Origin of the sequence: Dyella sp., from assembly GCF_035685885.1 — a bacterium.
Taxonomy (GTDB): Bacteria; Pseudomonadota; Gammaproteobacteria; order Xanthomonadales; family Rhodanobacteraceae; genus Dyella.
The window spans coordinates 1-21,504 of sequence record NZ_DASRZX010000097.1; the positions used below are offsets into that span (position 1 = coordinate 1).

At 61.2% G+C, this 21,504-nt stretch carries 17 protein-coding genes; 7 read left to right on the forward strand and 10 right to left on the reverse strand.

The genetic code is table 11. The features are described 5' to 3' along the window. The 6 genes from VFG49_RS11685 to VFG49_RS11710 form a co-directional block, all read left to right on the forward strand. Positions 1–266 (forward strand): SGNH/GDSL hydrolase family protein (locus VFG49_RS11685; RefSeq protein WP_324860651.1); only part of this gene is annotated, 266 nt, incomplete at its 5' end. 30 nt (positions 267–296) lie between these two features. Beyond that, positions 297–1,313 carry a beta-propeller fold lactonase family protein gene (locus VFG49_RS11690; protein WP_324860653.1) on the forward strand — a complete coding sequence of 339 codons (1,017 nt, stop codon included), beginning with the start codon at positions 297–299 and terminating at the stop codon, positions 1,311–1,313. A 15-nt stretch (positions 1,314–1,328) separates the two neighbouring features. After that, positions 1,329–2,312, forward strand: a complete 984-nt coding sequence (locus VFG49_RS11695) for a sterol desaturase family protein (RefSeq protein ID WP_324860654.1) — start codon at positions 1,329–1,331, stop codon at positions 2,310–2,312. Between the two features lie 171 nt (positions 2,313–2,483). Continuing rightward, positions 2,484–2,849 (forward strand): DUF2946 domain-containing protein, encoded by a 366-nt coding sequence (locus tag VFG49_RS11700; RefSeq protein WP_324860656.1) that lies wholly within the window; start codon positions 2,484–2,486, stop codon positions 2,847–2,849. 160 nt (positions 2,850–3,009) lie between these two features. Continuing rightward, on the forward strand, positions 3,010–4,110 hold the full coding sequence (locus VFG49_RS11705; protein WP_324860658.1) for a transporter: 1,101 nt from the start codon (positions 3,010–3,012) through the stop codon (positions 4,108–4,110). A gap of 83 nt (positions 4,111–4,193) precedes the next feature. Then, the gene (locus VFG49_RS11710) at positions 4,194–4,706 is read left to right on the forward strand and encodes a TlpA disulfide reductase family protein (protein WP_324860660.1); all 513 of its coding nucleotides are present in this window, start codon (positions 4,194–4,196) and stop codon (positions 4,704–4,706) included. Positions 4,707–4,710: 4 nt separating this feature from the next. Here VFG49_RS11710 and VFG49_RS11715 read toward each other — a convergent pair whose 3' ends face one another. The 10 genes from VFG49_RS11715 to VFG49_RS11760 all read right to left on the reverse strand — a co-directional run bounded on the left by VFG49_RS11715 (position 4,711) and on the right by VFG49_RS11760 (position 20,753). Beyond that, positions 4,711–5,295 carry an HAD family hydrolase gene (locus tag VFG49_RS11715; protein ID WP_324860662.1) on the reverse strand — a complete coding sequence of 195 codons (585 nt, stop codon included), beginning with the start codon at positions 5,293–5,295 and terminating at the stop codon, positions 4,711–4,713. Between the two features lie 258 nt (positions 5,296–5,553). After that, complete coding sequence (locus VFG49_RS11720; RefSeq protein ID WP_324860664.1) at positions 5,554–6,393, reverse strand: TetR/AcrR family transcriptional regulator; 840 nt, start codon at positions 6,391–6,393, stop codon at positions 5,554–5,556. Then, complete coding sequence (locus tag VFG49_RS11725; RefSeq protein ID WP_324860666.1) at positions 6,278–7,951, reverse strand: AMP-binding protein; 1,674 nt, start codon at positions 7,949–7,951, stop codon at positions 6,278–6,280. Before VFG49_RS11725 ends, VFG49_RS11720 begins: the two co-directional genes overlap by 116 nt. Further along, the gene (locus VFG49_RS11730) at positions 7,948–8,535 is read right to left on the reverse strand and encodes an FUSC family protein (RefSeq protein ID WP_324860668.1); all 588 of its coding nucleotides are present in this window, start codon (positions 8,533–8,535) and stop codon (positions 7,948–7,950) included. Before VFG49_RS11730 ends, VFG49_RS11725 begins: the two co-directional genes overlap by 4 nt. 97 nt (positions 8,536–8,632) lie before the next feature. Next, positions 8,633–10,150 (reverse strand): efflux transporter outer membrane subunit, encoded by a 1,518-nt coding sequence (locus VFG49_RS11735; RefSeq protein ID WP_324860670.1) that lies wholly within the window; start codon positions 10,148–10,150, stop codon positions 8,633–8,635. After that, a complete protein-coding gene (locus VFG49_RS11740; RefSeq protein ID WP_324860671.1) occupies positions 10,147–12,249 on the reverse strand; it encodes an FUSC family protein in 2,103 nt (700 codons plus the stop codon). The genes VFG49_RS11735 and VFG49_RS11740 overlap by 4 nt, the downstream gene beginning before the upstream one ends. Before the next feature lie 11 nt (positions 12,250–12,260). Then, entirely contained in the window at positions 12,261–13,313 is a 1,053-nt protein-coding gene (gene mdtN, locus VFG49_RS11745; protein WP_324860673.1) for a multidrug transporter subunit MdtN, read from the reverse strand. Positions 13,314–13,328: 15 nt separating this feature from the next. Next, entirely contained in the window at positions 13,329–13,595 is a 267-nt protein-coding gene (locus VFG49_RS11750) for a YtcA family lipoprotein (RefSeq protein WP_324860675.1), read from the reverse strand. A gap of 145 nt (positions 13,596–13,740) precedes the next feature. Next, on the reverse strand, positions 13,741–14,184 hold the full coding sequence (locus tag VFG49_RS11755; RefSeq protein WP_324860677.1) for a MarR family transcriptional regulator: 444 nt from the start codon (positions 14,182–14,184) through the stop codon (positions 13,741–13,743). 461 nt (positions 14,185–14,645) lie between these two features. Continuing rightward, on the reverse strand, positions 14,646–20,753 hold the full coding sequence (locus VFG49_RS11760) for a hypothetical protein (RefSeq protein WP_324860679.1): 6,108 nt from the start codon (positions 20,751–20,753) through the stop codon (positions 14,646–14,648). Between the two features lie 104 nt (positions 20,754–20,857). On the opposite strand from VFG49_RS11760, the gene VFG49_RS11765 reads away from it, so the two are divergent. Continuing rightward, a complete protein-coding gene (locus VFG49_RS11765; protein ID WP_324860681.1) occupies positions 20,858–21,490 on the forward strand; it encodes a TetR/AcrR family transcriptional regulator in 633 nt (210 codons plus the stop codon). The last annotated feature ends 14 nt before the right edge of the window (positions 21,491–21,504 follow it).

Here is a 21,504-nt window from a genome sequence, read left to right on the forward strand (position 1 = left end):
TGGGCACCCTCACGCCTGCCGGGCTGCCAAACGAGCGCGAGTCACTGCGGCTGAACGTCAACCAATGGATTCGCACCCAGCGCGAGGCCGACGGCGTCGTGGATTTCGACGCGGCTGTGCACGACCCGGCGAAACCCCAAAACCTGCGCACCGCCTACGACAGCGGCGATCACGTGCATCCCAGCGATGCCGGCTATGCCGCCATGGCGCAAGCCGTGTCACTGCAGCAGCTCACCCATTCCACCGCTTCCGCTTCGGTACGCTGACGCGCGACCCCACTTTTGACAGCCGTACCCATGACCACTCGACGATTCTTTCTTTGCTCCCTCCGCCGCAGCCTGTGCGCCTTGCTGTTGTGTGGCCTTGCCGGCATCGCTGGCAGCGCCTTTGCCGCCGACCGCGTGATCGTGCTCGACTCGGCCGAGGCACAACTGACGCTGATCGATCAGGCCACGCACAAAGTGGTGGACACCTTGCCCACCGGCAAGGAGCCGCACCACCTGATGATCACGCCTGATCATGAGTCGCTGATCGTGGCGAACTCCGTCTCCAACAGCCTGATGTTCATTGATCCACGCACCGGGCAGTTGCAGCGCCGCATGGAAGGCGTGGATGACCCGTATCAACTGGGTTTTTCGCCAGATCACCGCTGGTTCGTGACGGCGGCCCTGCGCCTGAACCGCGTGGACATCTATCGCTACGACGGCCACAACATGACCGTGGCCAAGCGTATACCCATCGGCAAGACGCCCAGCCATCTCGACTTCTCCTCGGACGGCAAGACCGTATTCGTCACCCTGCAGGACTCGGGTGAACTGGCCGCCATCGACCTGGCCACACAGACCATCGCTTGGCGCATGCCGGTAGGCAATGCACCGGCGGGCTTGTGGATGACGCCGGGAGACCAGTACCTGCTGGTGGGCATGACCGGCGAGGACGATGTGGCCGTGGTGGACTGGCGCAAGCGACAGGTGGTGAAGCGCATTCCCACCGGACGCGGCGCGCACAATTTCCGCTCCCTGGACGACGGCCGCCACGTGGCGGCCAGCAACCGCGTTTCCAACACCATCAGCATCATCGACTATATCGACCTCACCAAGACGCGTGACATCACGGGCCTGCTGCCGGGTCCGGACGACATGGAGCTCACCGCCGACAGGAAATTCCTGTGGGTAACGTTTCGCTTCGCGCGGCACGTCGGCGTGATCGACATGAACACCTACACCCTGGTGGACACCATTCGCGTGGGCCGTTCACCACATGGCATCTATTTCTCCAATCGCGCGCCTGTGCTTGGCCCCAATCCGGACTGAGGCCGTGGAACGCGCATGATCAACGAAGCCATCAACGCCCTGGAAGACGGCATTGCCTCGCTGCAGACGCTGCTGTACGTCGACGCCGTGCAGCCGCTGCTCTACAGGCTGGGGCTCATGGGATACGACGAAGACACCTACGATGCACTGTACTGGGTGATCGTTGGCGTACTGCAGATCGTGGTGATGTACGTGGTCTTGCGACCACTGGAGGCCTGGTTTCCGGCCGAATCCTGGCAGGATCGCAAAGCCACGCGCGTGGACGTGCTTTACACCTGGATTGCCAAGCTGGGCGTATTCAACGTCACCTTCTTCTTTCTGCTGCAGCCCGGGTTCGACCGCCTGCAAAGCCTGATGGCGATCCACAGCGTGCCCGACATCCAGTTCGACGGACTGTGGCCTGGCGTGACGGACGGCCCGCTGGTGTCGTTCCTGATCTATCTGGTGGCACTGGATTTCGCCGGCTACTGGTATCACCGCTGGCAGCACCGCTTCGGCGTGTGGTGGGCGCTGCACGCCGTTCACCACAGCCAGCGGCAGATGTCGCTGTGGACGGATGACCGCAACCATGTGCTCGATACCATGATCCAGGCGGCATTCTTTGCAGCGCTGTCGTTGTTCATCGGCGTGGAGCCTGGCCAGTATGTGGTGCTTGTCGCCGTGGGCAACCTGTTGCAGAGCGTGCAGCACGTCAATGCCCGCGTGCGCTTCGGGCGTGTACTGGAACGCGTGCTGGTCAGCCCTTCATTCCACCGGCGCCATCACGCCATCGGCTATGGTCACGAGGGCACGCGATACGGCTGCAATTTCGGCGTGCTGCTGCCCTGGTGGGACATGTTGTTCAAGACCGCGTCGTGGAACAGCGCGCAGGAGCCGACCGGCATTCGCGATCAGCTGCCGCCCCCGCAGGGCCGGTCGAGAGATTACGGTGATGGCTGGTGGCACCAGCAGGCCGCGGCCATCGCGCGGATCTCGCGACGATTGTTTCCCGCCCGCTGATGCCATCGCGCAGACATGCCCGCCGTGATCGCCGATGCCTGGAAGGGCCAGGAAAACACGGCATGTATCGCAACTTATTGCGGCACGTCATGCGACAACGGTGGCATCCGTCCATGCGAACGGCGCGTGCTACATTGCGTGCACTTTCCCCGTCATCATCCGGTGCATTGCGTGTTGCGACGTAAGGCCCAACGACAGCTCGTGACGTGGCTGGCATGGCTGGCCATGGGTCTGCTAGTCGTTGCGCCGCTGATATCGCGCGTGATGCCTGCATCCGCGTCGATGCACGCCATGATGGGCGCTGATTGCGGCCATGACATGGCAGTGCCGTCCAAATCCGGCGGCTCGCCGGATGCCACCGACCGCTGCGGCTATTGCGTGTTGCTCGGACACCAATCGCTGCTGGCCGCGCATGCGCTGCTTTATTTCCTGCCCGTACCGCCACGCGCCGATGTCGCCGTGGCTTACCCGGCCGTGCGCGTCGCCTCGATGCCGCGTTTTGGGGCGCGCCCGCGCGCACCGCCGCAAGCGGCTTGAACACCCGGCACATGCCTGCCGCAAACTTGCGCAAGGCTGACCTGTCCGCCCTCTAACCACGCCCTGCCGCCATGCCGTCCGGTGTGGTGCAAAGTGTGCCCTCTCCTGGTTTCGCGAGCGATCCCCCCGGGTTCGCCGCACTCTGCTGGATCACACCTTCATGAACTCTCCTGCCTCCGTATCTTTTTCGGCTTTTCGTCGCGCGCGCCTGCGCGGCTTCGCCTCGATGGGCACACTGCTCTTTGCCAGCGCGTTGGCGCCGCAAGCGGCCCACGCCTGCGCCACCTGTGGCTGCACCCTGAGCACCGACGCCGCCACCGGCTATTCCACCGCGTCGGGCTGGCGCCTCAATGTGGACTACACCTATATCGACCAGGACCAGCTGCGCCACGGCGGCAGCAAGGCTTCGCCCGAACAGGTGGTCAACCAGCCATCGGACCCCTCGCTGGGCGGAGGCGAAATCGAAAAGGGCACCATCAACCGCTACGTCAATATCGGCGCGACCTATCGCTTCAACGCCGACTGGGGCATGAGCTTCCTCGTGCCTTACGTCATCCGCGACCATGATACTTACGGCACGCAATTGGCCCCGTATACGCCGGACGAAACCGCGCCCGACCAGGTCAGCCATGCCCACGTGGCAGGCATCGGCGATATCAAACTCATTGGCAGCTACCAAGGCTTTCTGCCAACGCACAACTTCGGCGTCCAGTTCGGCATCAAGCTGCCCACTGGCCACTACGGAGGCCAGACCGACGACGGCACGTTCATCGGTCAGCCCACCACGTTCCGCTCGGGGCCTGGCCTTGGCCAGTCGCTGGACAGCAGCTTGCAGGCAGGAACTGGCAGCACGGATCTCCTGGTCGGCGCCTATTACTTCCAACCGGTCAGCCAAAACTTCGACATGTTCGTGAATGGCCAGTTTCAGGCCGCCGTGAGCGAGAAGATGGATCAACCCGGCGCCAACTTCCGACCGGGCAACCTTGCCTCCGCCAGTTTCGGCCTGCGCTACGAAGCCCACGCAAACTGGGTGCCGCAATTGCAGATCAACGTATTCCATCGCAGCGCGGACCAAGGCGCCTTCGCCGACACGCCTGACACTGCCGGTACCGTGGCTTATCTCAGCCCCGGCATCAGCGCCAGCCTGACCAGGAACCTGCAGTTCTACGCTTTTGTGCAGGTGCCCGTATACAGTCATCTGGACGGATACCAGTTGTTTCCGCGCTGGACTGGCACGGTTGGCTTGAGCATGAAGCTGTAAGCGAGAGCAGCCTGAAGCGGACATGCCTCGCATCACGGCATGCCCGCTTCAAGACAAAAGACACACCTATGATTTGGACATCCATGCTTCGCCGTCTGGCCTTCGCGTGCCTGCTGTGTGGGCTGAGCGTGTCGTGCGCGTTCGCCAACGAGCTTCGTATCAACCAGCCGGCGCCCGACATCGTGCTAAACACCTTGGATGGGCAGCACATTGCCCTGCACGACCTGCGGGGAAAGATCGTGATCATCACGTTCTGGGCAACCTGGTGTGACCCGTGCAGGGAAGAACTGCCGCTGTTGTCGCGCTACGCCCATACCCATGCCGACGATGATCTGGTCATCCTCGGCTTCAGCCTGGATACGCCCGATACGCTCAAGGAAGTACGCCAGCTTGCATCCCGCTTCCACTTCGCCACGGGGCTGCTCGGTGACCCCCATGTCGAAGGCTACGGCCGCATCTGGCGCTTGCCTGTCAGCTTCGTCGTGGATCGACAAGGCAGGCTTGTCTACGACGGCTGGAAGGACAAGGCGCCGGCATGGACTCAGCAGAAGCTGGATGAGCTCGTTACACCCATGCTTAGGGCCCAAGCTCAGTAAAGATTCAATAGTGTCCGCTTCGCGTTGCGACTTCGGCCGGCCATCTGCCTCTTAGACGAGCCGCCAATACATCTGCCGGATGGGCGCCAATCATCACAGAGAACCCTGAGCTTCGAAGGCTCGCGCGGGCGATGGCGTCCTCCAGATGGCTCGGGTCGGACGTACGATGCTCTTTCGCGCCCTCCCCGTACACGGCGTCGAAGAAGTGGAAGATGCCGAGCCGCCTAAGAATCTTGAGGGCGAGCTCCTCCGTCTGGTTGGTGCGGACAATCATTCGCCACCCCTCAAGGACCAGTGTGCGTAGCGCTTGCAGTACCCCTGGATACAGTTTCGACTGCGCCGTAGGGCGCCTGCCATATCGCGCTTTGAACATGGCAATCTCGTCTTCACCGGCGGCCATGCCACGAAGCTGGAAGGCACGTATCGCGAATACGCACAGGCCATCCCCCATCATACAAAGCGCCTCCGAACGCGTGATGTGAGACAAACCGTGAATGTGCATGACCTCGTTGACTGCCTCCGTAATGTCCGGCTCGGCGTCGAATAGCGCCCTGTCGAGGTCGAATATCGCCACGCGTTCCTGGTGCATCAGCGCTCAGACCCATTGTCCGTTGAAACGAAAAGACGCATTTTCTGAGATCAAGGTCATCGGGGGTCACGTCAACTCTTTGATAGGGGAAGTTGTATAGGCAGAATTTTCCGCCAACACGCTGTTCCTGGCTGCGGCTCGGTGTGCCTGCGGCCCGAACGCCACTCCGTCTTCTGAAACCATCCAAAGTGAGTGACGGACATTCACCTCCAGCGATTCTTACCCAAAGGGGCAACCGTGGAAGCGAAGGCGTGCCACCTATAAAGTCTCACCAGCCAGACTTCGGTCAGAACAAACTCCTTGGTGAGCTATCAAGTACATCTTGACAGCCTCCCGGAGATAGGAATCCGTACCCGGTGAAAGCGAAATTGGCTTGCCCGTTAGATAGGCACGAATCGCAGGCGACCCGACAACGAGTGCGAAGAACATAGATGACGCAAGGTTGGCATCTGAAATGGTGAGCCTTCGTTCAAGGTTCTCAGCATCGAGCGCGGTGCGAACAGCTTCGAGATAGCACTGAAAAGTAGAGTCCCAGATGTGGCCCTTGTGTTCGCTTGCCGACTTCATAGGGAGTGAAAGCATCTGATGGAGCGTCTCGATAAGGCTTCCGGTCATCAAAGCGTGAACGCGATATGCCATCTCCAGGAGCCTTGGGTAGGGCGAAATATTCTGCTTCGGAATCAATGTTTCCGGCGCTGGAAGCTCTCTCAACAAAGCGGCCAATGTGGCATCGAAGAGAGCTTCCTTGTTATCGAAGTGCTTATAGACGGTCGCCTTGACAGTGCCTGCCTCCGCGGCGATCGCATCCATGCTGACGCGATCGAAGCCATGCAACGAAAACAGCGTTTGTGCGGCCCGCCTGATCCTGGACGTTCTGGTTGGATCCGGGCGCCGTCCCCGCTTCGGGGCGCAAGACTCTTCATCAATCCGAGGGATGGCGGTCATTTCTCTAATTAAATCCAGTGACATTCGGGTTCGCTCACTAGCTACCGCTACGGAGCTCGCGTCGAAGAATCTTTCCCACATTGCTCTTTGGAAGTTCGTCCCGGAACTCGACAAGGTGGGGACGCTTGTAGCCCGTGAGATTGGCCCGGGCATAACTCTTGATATCCGCTTCGGTCAGCGAGGCATCTCGCCTCACGACGACTATCTTCACGGCCTCTCCCGACTTCGGACTCGGCACACCGAGAGCTGCCACTTCCTTGACGCCAGGCATCCTCGCAATGACGTCTTCGACTTCGTTGGGGTAGACGTTGAAGCCAGACACCAGGATCATGTCTTTCTTGCGATCGACAAGATAAAGCAGGCCCGCCTCATCGAACCTCGCCATGTCGCCGGTATGCAGCCAACCTTCCGAATCGATCGCCCTCGCCGTCGCCTCTGGTTGCTTCCAATACCCCCGCATGACCTGCGGACCCTTGACGCACAGTTCGCCGACCTCGCCGATAGGCAACACCCTGCCATCCTCGCCCTTGATACACACATCCGTGGAAGGAACCGGCAAGCCGATCGATCCTTTGTGATCCATGAGATTCGTAGTGTTGATACTGACAATGGGAGATGCCTCAGTCAGTCCATAGCCTTCAACGATGGGGCGACCCGTACGGGCCAACCAGCGCTCAGCGACACCCCTATGAATGGAGGCGCCGCCGCCGAAACAAAATTTCAATCCAGAGAAATCGACACGGTCGAAACCAGGAGCGTCGAGTAGGGCATTGAACAGCGTGTTGACGCCAAGGATCAGGCTGAAACGGATACTGGTTATCTCGCGGACGAGGCTGCTCATGTCTCGCGGATCCGTAATGAGATGATTCAACCCGCCAAGCCGCATCATCATCAGAAGATGCGTCGTCAGAGCATAGACGTGATAGAGCGGCAAGGCGGTGACCGCCACCTCTTCCCCTGGCACAAGCCCCGCTGGAACAATCCACGCGAAAGTCTGCTGCATATTGGCGACTAGATTGCGGTGAGTCAGCATGGCTCCCATCGGAACGCCGGTGGTGCCGCCGGTATATTGCAAGAAGGCGATATCGTCTTGGGCAATCGGGACCGTGGGTAGCTTGTGAAAGCCACCTGTGTTTAAGGCGCTCATGAAGCGGACAGCGCCCTTGATCGCATAGGACGGGACCAACTTTCGGATGTGTTTCACCACGAAATTGACCATCAGCCCTTTGGGGAGCCCAAGAAGATCACCCAGCCCGGTAGTGACGACGTAGCGGACCTTTGTCTCGGCCATAACCTGCTGCAGGGTGCCCGCATAGTTGTCCATCACCACAATGGCAACGGCACCCGAGTCAACCAACTGATGCCTCAGCTCGCGAGGGGTATACAGTGGGTTGACGTTTACTACAGTGAGACCGGCCCGCAGCGCACCAAACAGCGACACCGGATATTGCAGACAATTGGGTAGCATGATGGCGACTCGATCGCCCTTCTTGAGCCCCAAATCACTACGCAAATAGGCCGCAAAACATCGACTAAGCTCATCAAGTTCACCGTAGGAAATGGTCTTTCCAAAGCTTGAAAAGGCGGGCCTACTTTGAAATTTCAGGCATGCGATCTCGAACAGCTCAACTATCGAACGATAGGCATCAGCATCAATTTCGTCCGAGACGGCGTCTGGATAACTCTTTAACCAGTGACGGGTACTGCTCATTTAGTTTCACCGTATCGATCTGTAAGGTGTGTCTCTCCTTGTGAGACGTTGCCGCACGATAACCTGCTGTCCGGCGTCACAAGCATCGCGTCCACTGCCGCCGACCTGTTCAAGCGATTGATCACAAATTCGGCGACCCAGTGAAACGTGGCGCCGACGGAGCCACCCATGATGACTTCAGTACATCGCCATAACGCCGTGTCCAGTAGCGCGCCCTCCCCGGGCTTGGACAGATAGACGATGGGGACGGTCCACATGCAAACTCTAACCAAGGGGAAGCGTCTGGCGATCGCCGCGCATATCGCCACGCCAAATGCCATTTGAGTAACAAGATTGATGGCAAAAACACGCGACACACCGCTTGTTGCTACCGAGACGGCAATTCCTATCAGCGTGCCAGCCAGTCGCCACAGCGTCGCGTTTCGGGTCTCATTCAACCGCTCTTGTGAAACGATGATGGCTGACATGGATGCCCACATGGCGTGAGGCATACCAAGGCAATTGGCCAGGATGGTTGCCAACGTTGCCGCACCTGAGCAGCGAAGCACGAAGGCAATGTAGCGGGCCAATTTTTCCTGTTTCATTGTATTTCTGATGCCTGTTCATGCGCGCTGGTGGTATTCGAAATACCGTTGAATAAGGCCAATCGAAGCGCTTTCGGCCGGATGGATACGTTGTCAATCAACCATGGTTCGTCGACAGACCCTGTCTTTCCGCCGATGCCTCATAGCCGCCCCCGAGATACGTCATCAATGTGACCTCTGAGTGCAGCCGTTGACTCCGTATTTCGACCGCCCGAATCTCCTCCATAACGACCGGTAGCTTTGCCTGCGTGGCCGACGACTGATCGAGGAGTCCTTGCCGATAGTGGGCGTCGGCGCTATTGAAGGACGACGTCGCCGCTTTTAGTTCGCTTTCCTGCATGGCCGCTTGCTGATTGATACCATTGAGCTCGATGGCGGCTTGCGCCACCTCGCGCACGGCATTGAGGACGGCCTGGTTGTATTGGGCAATCAAGACATTGCTCTGCGATCGAGCCGAGGCGAGATTGGCGTTTAACCGTCCGCTATCGAAGATCGGCAAACTCAAGCCGGGTATCAGGTTGATCTGCTTACTTGACTGCTGAAAGAGATCGCCCATATGCAGCGCGTCAACGCCAATGAACGCCCGAATGTCGAAGCTCGGATAGAACGCAGCCTTTGCGACATCAACTTGATCTAGTGAAGCCTGGACATACCAATGCATGGCTTGCAGGTCTGGCCGACGCGCAAGCAGCTCGTAGCCAAGCGACGTTGGCATGTCGCCGATGACATCCGGCAATGGCCGCGCAGTAATAACAGGCAAATCATCAGGACCGGCGCCAATCAGTAAGCGAAGTGCTTCGCGCAATGAGCGGATGCGTGTCTGTGTCGCGCTGATCTTCTGATCGAATTGAAGTTGCTGTGTCAGCGCACCCTCCGCCTGCGTCCCTGGCTCGAGGCCGCGCGCCGCTCTCACATGATGAGCCGTAACCGTTTGCTGCTGGATGTCCCGCGCCTGCTCAAGCAGGGTCAAGACCGAATAGTTGGCCTGGATGTCGTAGTACACATGCACGACTTGCGACGAAAGCAGCAACTCGGCCTCGGCTGCCTCGGCCCGCCTGGCTTGCAGCACACCCAGTGCGGCATTGACCTTTGCCCGATCCTTGCCCCAGAGATCGACCGAATACTCGCCCTGAAGCCCGATCGTTCCTTCCGTGTACCACGGCCCTGACGTCCCTAGCGCCGAATTAGTCGACGCAAAGGGGCCGAGGAAGCCGTTTTCTGAAACGTGCTCCCGGTCAACAGACGCGGAGAGCCCAACCGCCACGCCGGTCGATGCGTCGACCAGCGTCGCCTTTGCCCTTCCCGCTTCTACACGCGCCCTCGCGATGGCCATCGTTGGGGAATCGTCGATGGCACGTGCGACGAGCACATCGAGCTGGTCATCTCCGTAACGGCGCCACCATTGCGTCTCAGGCCATGCATCCACCGGCAGGCTGACGTCGCGCGGCGCGCGAATCTGCTCGGCTTGGACCTGTGCAAGCGGAGCGGAATCTTTGCGCATTAGTGCGCACCCGCCGATGTTCAGCAGCGACATCGCGGCCAACGCGATGGTCGCTAGCCGCAATAAGCTATGGCGATTCAGTGCGGGGTTGTTCATATAGCCCTCGATGGTCATGCGGCAGGCATCGACAGACGACTGTCGAGCTGGGAGATGCGCTCGTTGAGCGCGTAAGCGGCGGACACAATGTCGTCCAGCCCGCGGGGCACTTCTGGACCCGCGTCGCTCCGGCAGCGATCTAATTCAGCCAGCGAATCGGATAGTGAGCAATCCGGATCGATCAGTGCCGTCCCGTCGAACCGACTCGCCAACCACTCCACCCGCTCGACGGCGCGCTCACGAAATGCCTCAAGCGCCTCGATCATCGGGTGCGGCACGCTTGAGCCAGCATGTTGCACGACAATTTGCAGCCAGTTGACCGCGAACAGGGTCTCCTGAATCTGCGCCAGCGACGTCGTGATCTCCGGAGTCACCGAGTCGTGGGCGTACTGCCAGCCCGGCTCAAGCGCGACGCGCGCCTGCATTTCCCGGTTTTGCGTGAGCATTGACCAGCCTTGGAGTCTCGCCTTGTTGATGGCGTCGCTTCGCTCGTCGATATCGCCCATGCCCTTGCCCGCGCGCGCCAGGTTGGCAACGCTGCGCAACAGTCGAGCCAGCATGGTCTTCAGTGCATCACCCTCTCGCTCGGGCCAAAGCAGCGTGGAAACAACCATGAACACCGCGGCTCCGATCAGGATGCCGATCATGCGGTCCCGAATTTCCGTGAGGTCAATGGTCGGGCCGAATTGTCCAAGCCGCGCGAGCGCATAGGCAAAGATGATTTGTATGCCAATGTAGTTCGTACGCGGAGAACCTGCAGCGATCCACGCGCTAATGGCGACAATAGGCATGGTGAGCAACAGCAAACCCGTGATGCTGTCGATGTAGGGAAAGACGAAGATCGTCGCCAAAAGCGCCACGATGCTGCCGATCACGCAACCAACCACGCGCATCAGTCCCTTGTGCGAACTAGCACCGAGACTTGGCAAAGCAATAATGAAACACGTCAGCATCGACGTGTGAATGCCGGGCCATTGCACCGCCGTGTAAAACACATAGCACAACAAGGCAGCCAGGACGGTCTTCAATGCGAATCGACCGTACATCGGATTGCTGAACGCATCGGCGGAAATTAGCCCTTCCTTCGGTGCCGCGGGCACCAGAACAGGTGTCGATTCAGCTTGGGCGATGGCGTGCAGCGCGTGCTCCATTTCACGCAAAGCACTGTCCAATGGCTTACTGCTTGCACGGGTGCTTATCCATTTGCCGGAAAGCGCGAAGCGGTTGTCATTGGTGATGGCGGCGCACAGATCATCAAGGCGTGCCAGAAGCGCACTCACCCGATCGCGCTGTTCCGGCGAGATCGCCGTCGTCGGCAGTTGTGACAAATGCGCTGCGGCGGTGTGAAGGCGATCAATGGCCGCGATCCGCCCCAGGTGGCGAGCCCTGTCGCGCTCGTAGGCTTCGTCGCCCCGGGTCGCAAAAGCGAGATGACGATGAAGCACCAGTACGCCATGAGCAACCGCGGCAGTACTCAAGGTGGGGGCGCTGGCCTGGGCTCGGACCGCCTCGAGCTGCTTGCGCACCTCGTCCAGTTGCCGGCGCATCTCGTCGGTAAGGAGGCGAGCTGGACGCGCAGGCAGAAACAGGAAGTTCACAGCGATCGTTATCGCGACGGGATAAGTGACGGCCACCCATACCCATAGCAAGGCACGCACCAGCATTTCCGGACTGACCGGGAGATCGACCAGACTCTGGAGATAGAGCACAAACTGTGCAACCAGATAACCGATCGAACCAAGCCTACTAACCCGCATGAAGTACATGCCGATAAAGGCAACGATGCATGCCGCCAGAATGCGCAGCATTGCATAGTCGATCGTGAGCTTTATCAGGAGGATGGTCAGCCCGACTGCGATTGACGTTCCGATCACTATCAGGATGCCCGACAGCTTGGTCAGCACAGTGTTCTCCTGCGCTGTCAAGAACACCATGATCAACGAGAGCGCGAGAGACGGCACCTGTAGCGTCATGGAGATGACGATGACCAGGGCGCTGCTCAGTGCGAATCGCCAAACCGCATTCAGTCGCCCCGGAAAAGGGGCGAGCTCCGATTGGAGAAACGCGCGCAGACGTGCACCCTCCTCCGTATCGCGGTAGAACGCGCGAAATAACATGGCTTATACGCTCAGCGGTTCGATGAGCGCGTATCGGGCGTCATGATCGCTACCGCCGATGCACCGATGCGGAAGAATGCGGGATCGGGATGGTCGACCAGGATGCGAACTGGGAAACGTTGGGCGACGCGCACCCAGTTGATGGAGCGCGGCACGTGGGGGAGGCCTTCCGCCTCGGCACCACCGTCGTCAGGGAAGACGCCATAGCCGATCGACTCGACCACTCCTTGAGACCGCTGGGCGGAGTCGCTGAGCACATAGACTTGAGCGGTTTCACCGGGCTTGATGTGCGAGAGCTCGGTTTCCCGAAAATTGGCCACCACGTACCAGCGATGGGTGTTTGCCAAGGTAAAGACCGGGTGGCCGGCTGCTGCGAATTGTCCCGCCGTCGTTTTGAGGTTGATGACGATGCCATCAAACGGCGCACGTACCGTCGCAAACTCCAGATTGAGTTTGGCCAGCGTAATTTCAGCCCTAATGACTTCGCGCTTTGCGACAAGTGCATCCACACCACTGATGCCGGCGGTGGCGCGCTGGGCGTCCAGTGAGGCTGCATTGAGCTGTGCATCGGCCGCGAGTTTGGCGGTTCTCGCCTGATCGACCTGCTCTGCGGAGGCGTAGGGCGTGCCAAGCAGTGGCTCGATGCGGCTGAGTGTATCTGTCGCCTGCTTGGCCGCCGCACGCGCACGCTCGATGCTCGCCGTTGCGGCAGCAGCGCCAAATTTCTGGGCGTCGACCGACCGTTGTGTCAGTTCGATTTCGCGATCGAGAGCGACCAGGCTTGCCTGAGCCTTGTCCAGCGTCGCCTGAAACGGCCGTGGGTCAATCTGGAAAAGTACATCGCCCTTCTTGACTGCCTGGTTGTCCTTGACGGGCAGTTCGACGATGCGACCGCTGACTTCCGGGGTAACGTAAACGGTATCGGCGTAGACGTAGGCATCATCGGTGCGCGGCGCGGTGTCCGTTCGCCAGATCACCACAATGCCTAAGCCGAGGGCAGTCAATGCAAGTAGGGGCACAAGCTTTCGGCCAAGGCGGCCCTTGGTCTTGATCTCTTGGGACATCACCGCACTCTCGATTCAGTTCTTGAAGAAGATCAGCCAGCCGATAAGCGCCAGCGTGATGGTCAGGGCGAAATAGGCCAGCGGAAGAGTCCACTCATCCGGCTGCCTCAAAAGGCCGCGGGCACGCAGCGTTTTATGGACTAGCCCCGTCACGACGACGGCGCCGACGATGCAGAAAAGCCAATCCGGAAAGAAGGCCCCCAAGACGCTAATCGACGGCGCAGTGGCGCAGCCGGCGAGCAGCCCACACGGGATAACCACTGTTGCCCATAGGGCTTTCATCGCTGCGTCTCCATCTTGTCGTGCCACACATCAAAGGATTCTTGCTGTCTTGCAACCCGCCTCATCAGGCTTCCGCGTGATGTTTGCCGCAGGCTTGACGAGGTTCAAATATGAGTTGCCTAGGCAACATTAAGGTCAAAAAAAATCAGTCGCGAGCCAACATGCGCTTTAGCGATAGTTCGAACTGGTCCAGTTCACCTGCGCTGAAGTCGCCAAAGAAGTGATCCATCACGCTGGCCCTGGCGTCAAACAAGTCGGGGAAAATCGCCCTGCCCTCGTCGGTCAGCTCCAACTTATGCGAGCGTCGATTGTTGGCATGAAAAGACCTGCGGATCACGCCCTTCTGTTCAAGGCGATCGAGCATTCGAGTCATTGCTCCGGGCGTATAAGAAACTTCCTTGCAGATCTGGGCTGCCGTATCCGCCCGGTCTTCCCATAGCGTAGACAATATGACGTACTGCGCAGCGCTGATCCCAAAGGGTTCCATCGCATTATCCAGCGCCTGCACCAACTTATATTGAGCGCGATTGACCATGCGGCCGACCCGCGCGCGCTGGTCATAGGTCGCCAATTTTGCGGGCTTGGACATCGGTTTACTCGTTGTATCAAACGTACCCACACATCTTATGTTGCCTAGGCAACACTTGTCAAGCAGGGGGATTTCCCTCTTCCAACGCGACTTGCGAATTGAGGGGATACTGCTTTTTTCTGGAAGCAGGGCCCGCAACTGCCATGAAAAGAATGGCTGAAAGGCATCACTGGGCTGATCTCGATTAACTTGCCGAGTCGAGCTAGCGCCCACCACGACTAGCGATGCTTTAAGAAGACATCCATTCGAAGCGCCGATCGAAGATCTGCTTGGGGTCGGAGGCCGCCGATCCCTACCCCCGATAACGCGCCCTAATCGCGCCACGGACGGCTATCGAGAAGGCTCTTTTCTTGGCTGCTAGCTCGATTGCTTCCATGCATATGTGCTTCCGCCCGGGTTGCGCTGAGAGCAACAACGCGCGGGAATTGCTGCCCACTCGTCATGGCGCGACTGCGGCGTGATCAGAAGAAGTAGGTGTATTTCAGCGCGCCCTCATTCATCCGATAGCCGTGCCCGAACTGCCCGGTGTAATCCAGGCGAAGATCCGAGTGCGCGTTGAGCTTCAAGTTCAAGGCGGCGCTGTACTGGTTCATCTGCCTCGGCGCATCGAACTCACTGTTGAAGGAGCCGACGCTGTCCGACGCGCCGGCGAGGCGCATGTTGGTGTTCCAGCTGTTGCCGCTGTAGAAGGCCCGCCCGACACCAATGGATGGCCACAGCTGCGCCCCATCGTCAAAGGTGAACCGCTTGCCGGCTTCCACCATCGGCGTCGCCGCAAAGACCGTCCCGTTACCTGCTGCTACTTTCAGGCCAATCGCGCCGGCATCATTTTCCTGGAAGCTGTCGGTGTGCACGTTGACCAGGTGGAGATCGACATATGGGCGTACATACCAGCCGTCATCGGAGAACAGGTAAGCGATGCGCGAGTGCACGCCAATATTGGTTCCGTCGAACGAGCCCGTAGCCTGGATACGCTGGTCGACCAGCTGCAGGTTGCGAGCCGACTGATAGGTGCCCTGCGAGGCATCCACCGCGCCGGTGAACGTCCAATTACCCAGCTCGCGCTTGACGACGCCGCCGATGCTGACGCCGTGGTCGGTGACACCACCCACGCCGCTCGCGGCCGATTCGCTGCCGTTGTTGTAGGCCACCGAACCGCCCACCCACCAGCCGTCGGCGAACTCGTGCTGACCTCCCATTTGCACCACGTGTTCGTTCAGGTGGTACCCGTCGCTATCACCCTCGGCATTGCTCGCCTGGTCCGTCACGCGACCCCATACGCAGTCGTGCTCGCGCTGGTCCGCCGGCGTGTCGCCATTATTGGGGCAGGCATTCATGCGGTTGACGAACGACTCGCTCGCATTAATGCGAGCCACGCCCACCATTTGGAGCGACTCTGCGCCGAGACCGTTAAGCGTCGCCGCGAATTGCGTCGGGTCCTTCACCTGGGCGAGCACGGTGTAAAGTGGCGATAGCGAAGTAACACCGGCGTCGAAGTTCGCCTGTAGATGGTTGGCCAACTGCTGCTCGTTGCGCGAAAGCCCACCCTCCTGTGCGGCGCTCGCCAGCTTCGCCTGTGGTGTCACCGAGAGCTCGCCATTGTTCCACGACGTGGCGTACTGGTAGAGGTAGCTCGAGCCGTCGACAACCTTGTACGCACCCGTGGAGAGGTTCTTGGGCACATCGAGGATCGCCACGGTGTTTGGCGCCATCGTGATCGGGTTGATTTGGATCGTGCCGACGAGGCTTGCGCCATTCTCAGCGTACAGCTCCGAGGCCGCCTGCTTGGCGAAGTCGACGTAGGTACTCAGCGTCCCATTCAGGATCAGGTAGCCATCTAGCAGGGTGCCTGCACCCAATGTGGCAGGCGTTGCGCCCTTGCCGACAATCATGGTGCCTTCGTTGTCAAAGGAGCCCGCGCTGTTGATCGTCCCCGGAGTAAGCGCCCAGGTGCCGTTATTCGTCAGCGTGCCGCCGGCGCCGAGGTTCAGTCGACCGTACAGCGTGCCCGTCGCCGCATTGGTGACGTCGATGTTGCCGCGCTCGGCAACGATGGCACTACCGAACGTCCCGTCGTACCCAATGAGTCCCGAGTTGGTCACGGTGTTGCTGGACGCATTGCTGTTGAAGATGACCGCGCTCGCTCCCGATCCGGTCGCCGTAACTCGACCCGTCACGTTCAGAGCCGCAGCATCGCTCGATGCCGTGCTGCCATCCGCGTTGACGAAGACAGCAGTGGAGCTCGAACCACTGGTGCTCACTCGGCCATCGACATTGACCGTGATACTGCCCGAGGTACCGTTGCCGCCGGCCGTGCCCATGTACGCGGTGCTTTCGCTGGCCACCAGGCCGCCGCCACCGCCCACGCTCTGCGCGAAGATGCCGATGGCGTTGGCGCCCGAGGTGGTGACAGTCGCTCCCGTTGGCACGTTGACCAACACGTTGCCACCATTGCCGATGCTGCCCTTGGTCAGCCAGCTGGGCGTTTCCGGGGTGAACGCGCCCGAACTCGTCGCGCTCGACAGGTCGCCTCCGAGCAAACCGCCACCGCCGATGCTCTGTGCGATGACGCCGTATGCACCATTGCCACTCGTGGAGATGCTGTTCTGCACGTTGACTGTTGCATCGTGGCCGTCGCCGGAGGTCCCATTCACGTTGCTGCCGCTGAAGTAATTCTGGGCGTTGGATGCAATGCCCTGCACCCAGCCGCCGCCACCGCCAATGCTCTGCACTACGACGCCTGGCGAGTCCTGGCCCGAGGTCTGCACTTTCTGTGCTGTCACCGTGACATTGCCGCCGTTGCCGCACGCCGCCAACGTTTGGCCGCCGCAGACCACAGCCTGATCTTTGCCGGCGATCTGGAAGCCAGTCATCTGCAGGCCACCCGTGCTCACCGCACCACCCGTCACTGGGTCAGGCGCCGTGCCATTGAGCGTGATTAGGCCACCGCCTCCACCCACGCTCATGGCGCCAATACCTGCTGCGTAGGAACCGGAAGTCGACACGACCGCCGGCGTTGCCTGGTTGACGGCAGGTACGCTGAGTACGGTGACGTCGTGACCGTCGCCCGTAGCGCCGGCGTCGCCGCCCATCTCGACGTTAACGGTCTGAACCGTGTTGTTGCCGTTCAACACGCTGGTCGCCGTGACGCCACCGGTCCCACCACCACCACCGAAGCTGCCGGCGAAGATGCCCAACGAATCGCTACCCGCAGTGGCGATGCTGCCGTTGTTGATCACCGACACGGTGCCGCCATCGCCCGCCGTACCGCCGCGACCGCCGACGGCGATCGAGATATTGAGCTTGGCGGCGTCCCTATCGGTGTTATTGGAAGCAGCTACCGCGCCGCCATCGCCACCGCTACCACCCACACTCAACGCAAAGATGCCATCGGACATAGGGCCAAGCGTCTGGATCGCGCCCGTGTCTAGGTTGTTGACCGTGACATCGCCACCCGTGTCGCCTGAACCGCCTTTACCGGCAAAGCCGCCACCCACCGTCAGCGTCACATTCAGGTCGCCGCCACCGGCGCCGCTGGTCGGGGGCTTCGCGCCATTGGCAGCGTTGTCCTGGTAGTAACCCTTGACCAGGTTGACGGTCCAGTTCACGCCCTTGTCGAACAGTTGCGCGGCGTCGGGCACGAAGCCGTCGGTTTTGTTGCTGTAGGTCTGGACCACGCTGGGCAGCGATGTCTGCAGGTAGTTGAAGATCTGCGTCTGCGGATCGTTGCCGCCGCCGGTCGCTGCCTTGCCGCCAGTGCCACCGCCACCACCCACGCTTTCGGCGTAGATGCCCGCGGAATCGCCGCCACCGGTCACGATGGTGCCGGCATTGTTCGCCGTCACCGAGCCGCCGGTATTGCCGCTGCCACCATTGCCACCCACGGCAACGCGGGCATCCAGCGTGCCGGAGCTGCCGTTGCTCTGGCCGCCACCACCGTTGCCGCCACTGCCGCCGATACTCTGCGCGAAGATGCCGCGAGCGCTGTCGCCCATCGTGATGATCGTGGCGCCCGCGGCGTTGGTTGCCGTCACGGTGCCGCCCGTGTCACCCGTACCGCCACTGCCGCCCACCGCCAATTCCAACTGGCCGCCCTTGCCGCTGTTGTCGGCGAACTGCGAGGTATCGGCGTAACCCGTGCCACCGTTACCACCGCCGCCACCCACGCTCTGCGCGAAGATGGCATCGCTGTCGCCAGCCATGGTCCAGATCAGGCCCGTGTTCGTGGCATTCACCTGGCCGCCAGAACCACCGCCTTTGCCATCGCCACCGATGGCGAGGTTGACGTTGATGTTGGAGCCCTTCGTACTCGTCTGGGTGGAACTCGAATCACCACCGTTGCCACCACCGCCGCCGATGCTCTGCACTTCCAGGCCATGCGAACCGGCGCCGCTGGTGACGATGGAGGCATTGTTGGCGCCGAAGACGTTGCCGCCATCGCCACCGCCGCCGCCCTGGCCACCGATGGACAGATTGAAATCCAGGGAGGGCACTTCACCACTGTTGAGCAGTTGGTAAGCCGCCGCCTTGCTCGCGCCGCCGTTGCCACCACCACCGCCCACGCTCAGCACCTGCATGCCGAAGGCATCAGTTCCCTGCGTGAGGATCTGACCATTGTTGGTTGAGTACACGTCGCCGGCGTTACCCGCCGAGCCACCTGCACCACCGACGGCAAGCGTCACATCGAGCTGCGCGCCGCCTTCGATGGAACTGGCCGAACCGCCGTTACCACCGCCGCCGCCGACGGCCAGCGCCTGCATGCCGATCGAGTGCGCACCGTTGGTCTGGATGACGCCGTTGTTGATCGCATTCACCTGCTGCGTGCCGCGCGTGCCAGCATCGCCGCCTTTGCCGCCGGTGCCACCAACGGTCATCGTGAACACACCGGCCGTAAAGGTCGACGCGTTGCCGCCTGAGCCACCGCCACCACCCACGCTGAGCGCCGAGATGCCATCGGAGCGATCTCCGTTGGTCAGGATCACGGCGCCAGGCATCGTGGTGCCATTGGCGGCCTGGCCGTTCACCACCGTCACCGTGCCACCGAGGCCACCTTGCTCGCCGTTGCCGCCGACCGACATGCCGCCGGCCACGCCGTTGGCGGATGCGTCGCCGCCCGCGCCGCCGCCGCCGCCGATGCTCTGCGCCACGATGGCGCTGGAGTCATGGCCGTTGGTCGTGATGGAGGCTTGTGTGTCGCCGCTGGCTGCCGTCGAGTAGGTCTGGACGACGACATTGCCGCCGTTGCCACCATCTGCACCGTTGCCCGCTTTAGCCTTGAACACGGAACCCGCGTCGGCGCCATCGCCACCCGAACCACCGATGCTCTGCGCAAGCAACGCCGGCGTGGTGTAGCCCTTCGTGGTGACGTTGATGTCGCCGAGCGTCAGGCTGACCGCGCCACCGTCACCGGCTTTGGCGCCGGTGCCGGCGTATGCCGTGCCGCCGCTGCTGCCACCGCCGTTGCCGCCGCTGCCGCCAAACGACTGCGCGGACACGGCGGCGCTGAGGAAGGACGTTTCGACGGTGCCGTTGTTGTTGGGCAGATTGAATGAGTTGCCTTGGGCCGCCTGCGGCGAGCCCACGGCAGAGATGAGCCACGAGTTGCTGTTCGCTTCGCCAGCGATGTTCGCCGTGACCGTGCCGCCGGTACCCCCGATGCCACCGTTGCCACCTCTTGCCGTGCCGCCATACGCAACAGCAGACACACCATTGCTTCCCTGGCCACCTTGGCTAAGCAATGCGATCGCGGTGCCCTGGGACTCGAAACTCGCCGTCTGTGTGGTGAGCGAAACCGTGCCACCATCACCACCGGCCGCGCCAGCGTTGGCCGTGGCGTCACCCACCGAATGCTGCGCCGTGCCCGAGGTGCCCATGGATGGATCAAAACCGGCGCCATCGCCACCGATCGACGACATCACCAGGGCGGTCGTTCCCGGCGTGGTTCCTGACCAGCCGTGCGAGCTCACGATGCTGCCCGAAAGATTGGCCGTCACTTCGCCACCGGCGCCGCCTGCGCCGGCCTTGCCCGGATCGCCGTTGGTCCCGGTGTAGTAGCCGCCGTAACCACCCACGCCACCGGTGCTCACCAGCGAAACAGCGGCCAAGCCCGTGGCGTCGCTCGTGATCGTGGTGCCGACCTGACTCGTGAAGCTCAACTCGTCCGGCGCACCTCCGATGCCGCCATTGCCGCCGGCGGGGCCGTAGTTGCCGCCGGCGACCGAGTTGCCGTTGCCACCGACGCCGCCCGTCAACGACAGGCTCAGCGTCGGCGTCAGACCGCTCGAAGTCAGCGTGGCACCACTCAACAAGGTGACGTCCATTGCCGGGACGCTCGGTGCCGCACTGCCGTCCTGCGGATGACTGGCGTCGCCCTGGCCGTCCGTCCCGGCCTGGCCTGTCGCGTTGTTGGCGTAAGCACCCTGGGCGCCCGAGAGGTGGATCGTCTGGGCAACGGCAGGGCTCAGCGGAAGCAACGCGCCAAGAATCAGTGCCAGTGGGGTCAAGCGGGGAAAACGTGCGTGCGTGTGGATGGCAGGCGGCCGCGAGCCGCCGACAAAGATCGGAGCCATGGGAGATATCCTCAGGGGGGTGTGCAGTCGCCCTTGTTGGGCGGGATATATCCATCATATGAGCAATGCTCATATTTGAGGACTCGCGTTCCCAGGGCTTACCCATGAAGCAGAAAGAGCCGCCGCCTCAAGCAGTTAAACGCCGCCGACCGCTGCAACAGCGGTCGCAGGAGAAGGTCGCCCTCATATTGGAAGCGGCCATCCAACTGCTGGACAAAGGCGAGATCGAGTCGTTGACCACCAACGCCATCGCCGAGCGCGCCGGGGTCAGCATCGGCACGCTCTATCAATACTTCGACGGCAAGCCCGCAGTGCTCAAGGAACTGGCCGACCGCGAGATCGGCGGGCTAGCGGACCGCATCCTGTCGAATTACCGCGCCGCGCCCAACCAGTCTTCGCGCGAGCGACTCCTGGCTATTTTCGGCGCTATCGGGCAGGCCTATGGCGGGCGCTCGAAGGTGCACCGCAAGCTTCTGATCCACGCCCTGTCACAGGGCACATCCAACCGGCTCCTGCCGATGATGGCCGCGCTCACCAACGAGATGACCCATGAACACGGCGCGGAGCACGATTCGCGGCGCAAGCTGACGCCAGCCCAGGCGTTCGTGTTGACGCATGCGGTCAGCGGCGTTTTCCGCGGCCTACTTATCCAGCCCAACGTGGATGTGCCACGACAAGCCATTGAGCTGGAACTTGTCGAACTGATCGAGAAGTACGTGGCATCGACACCGGCCTGAGCTGCAATCAGCGG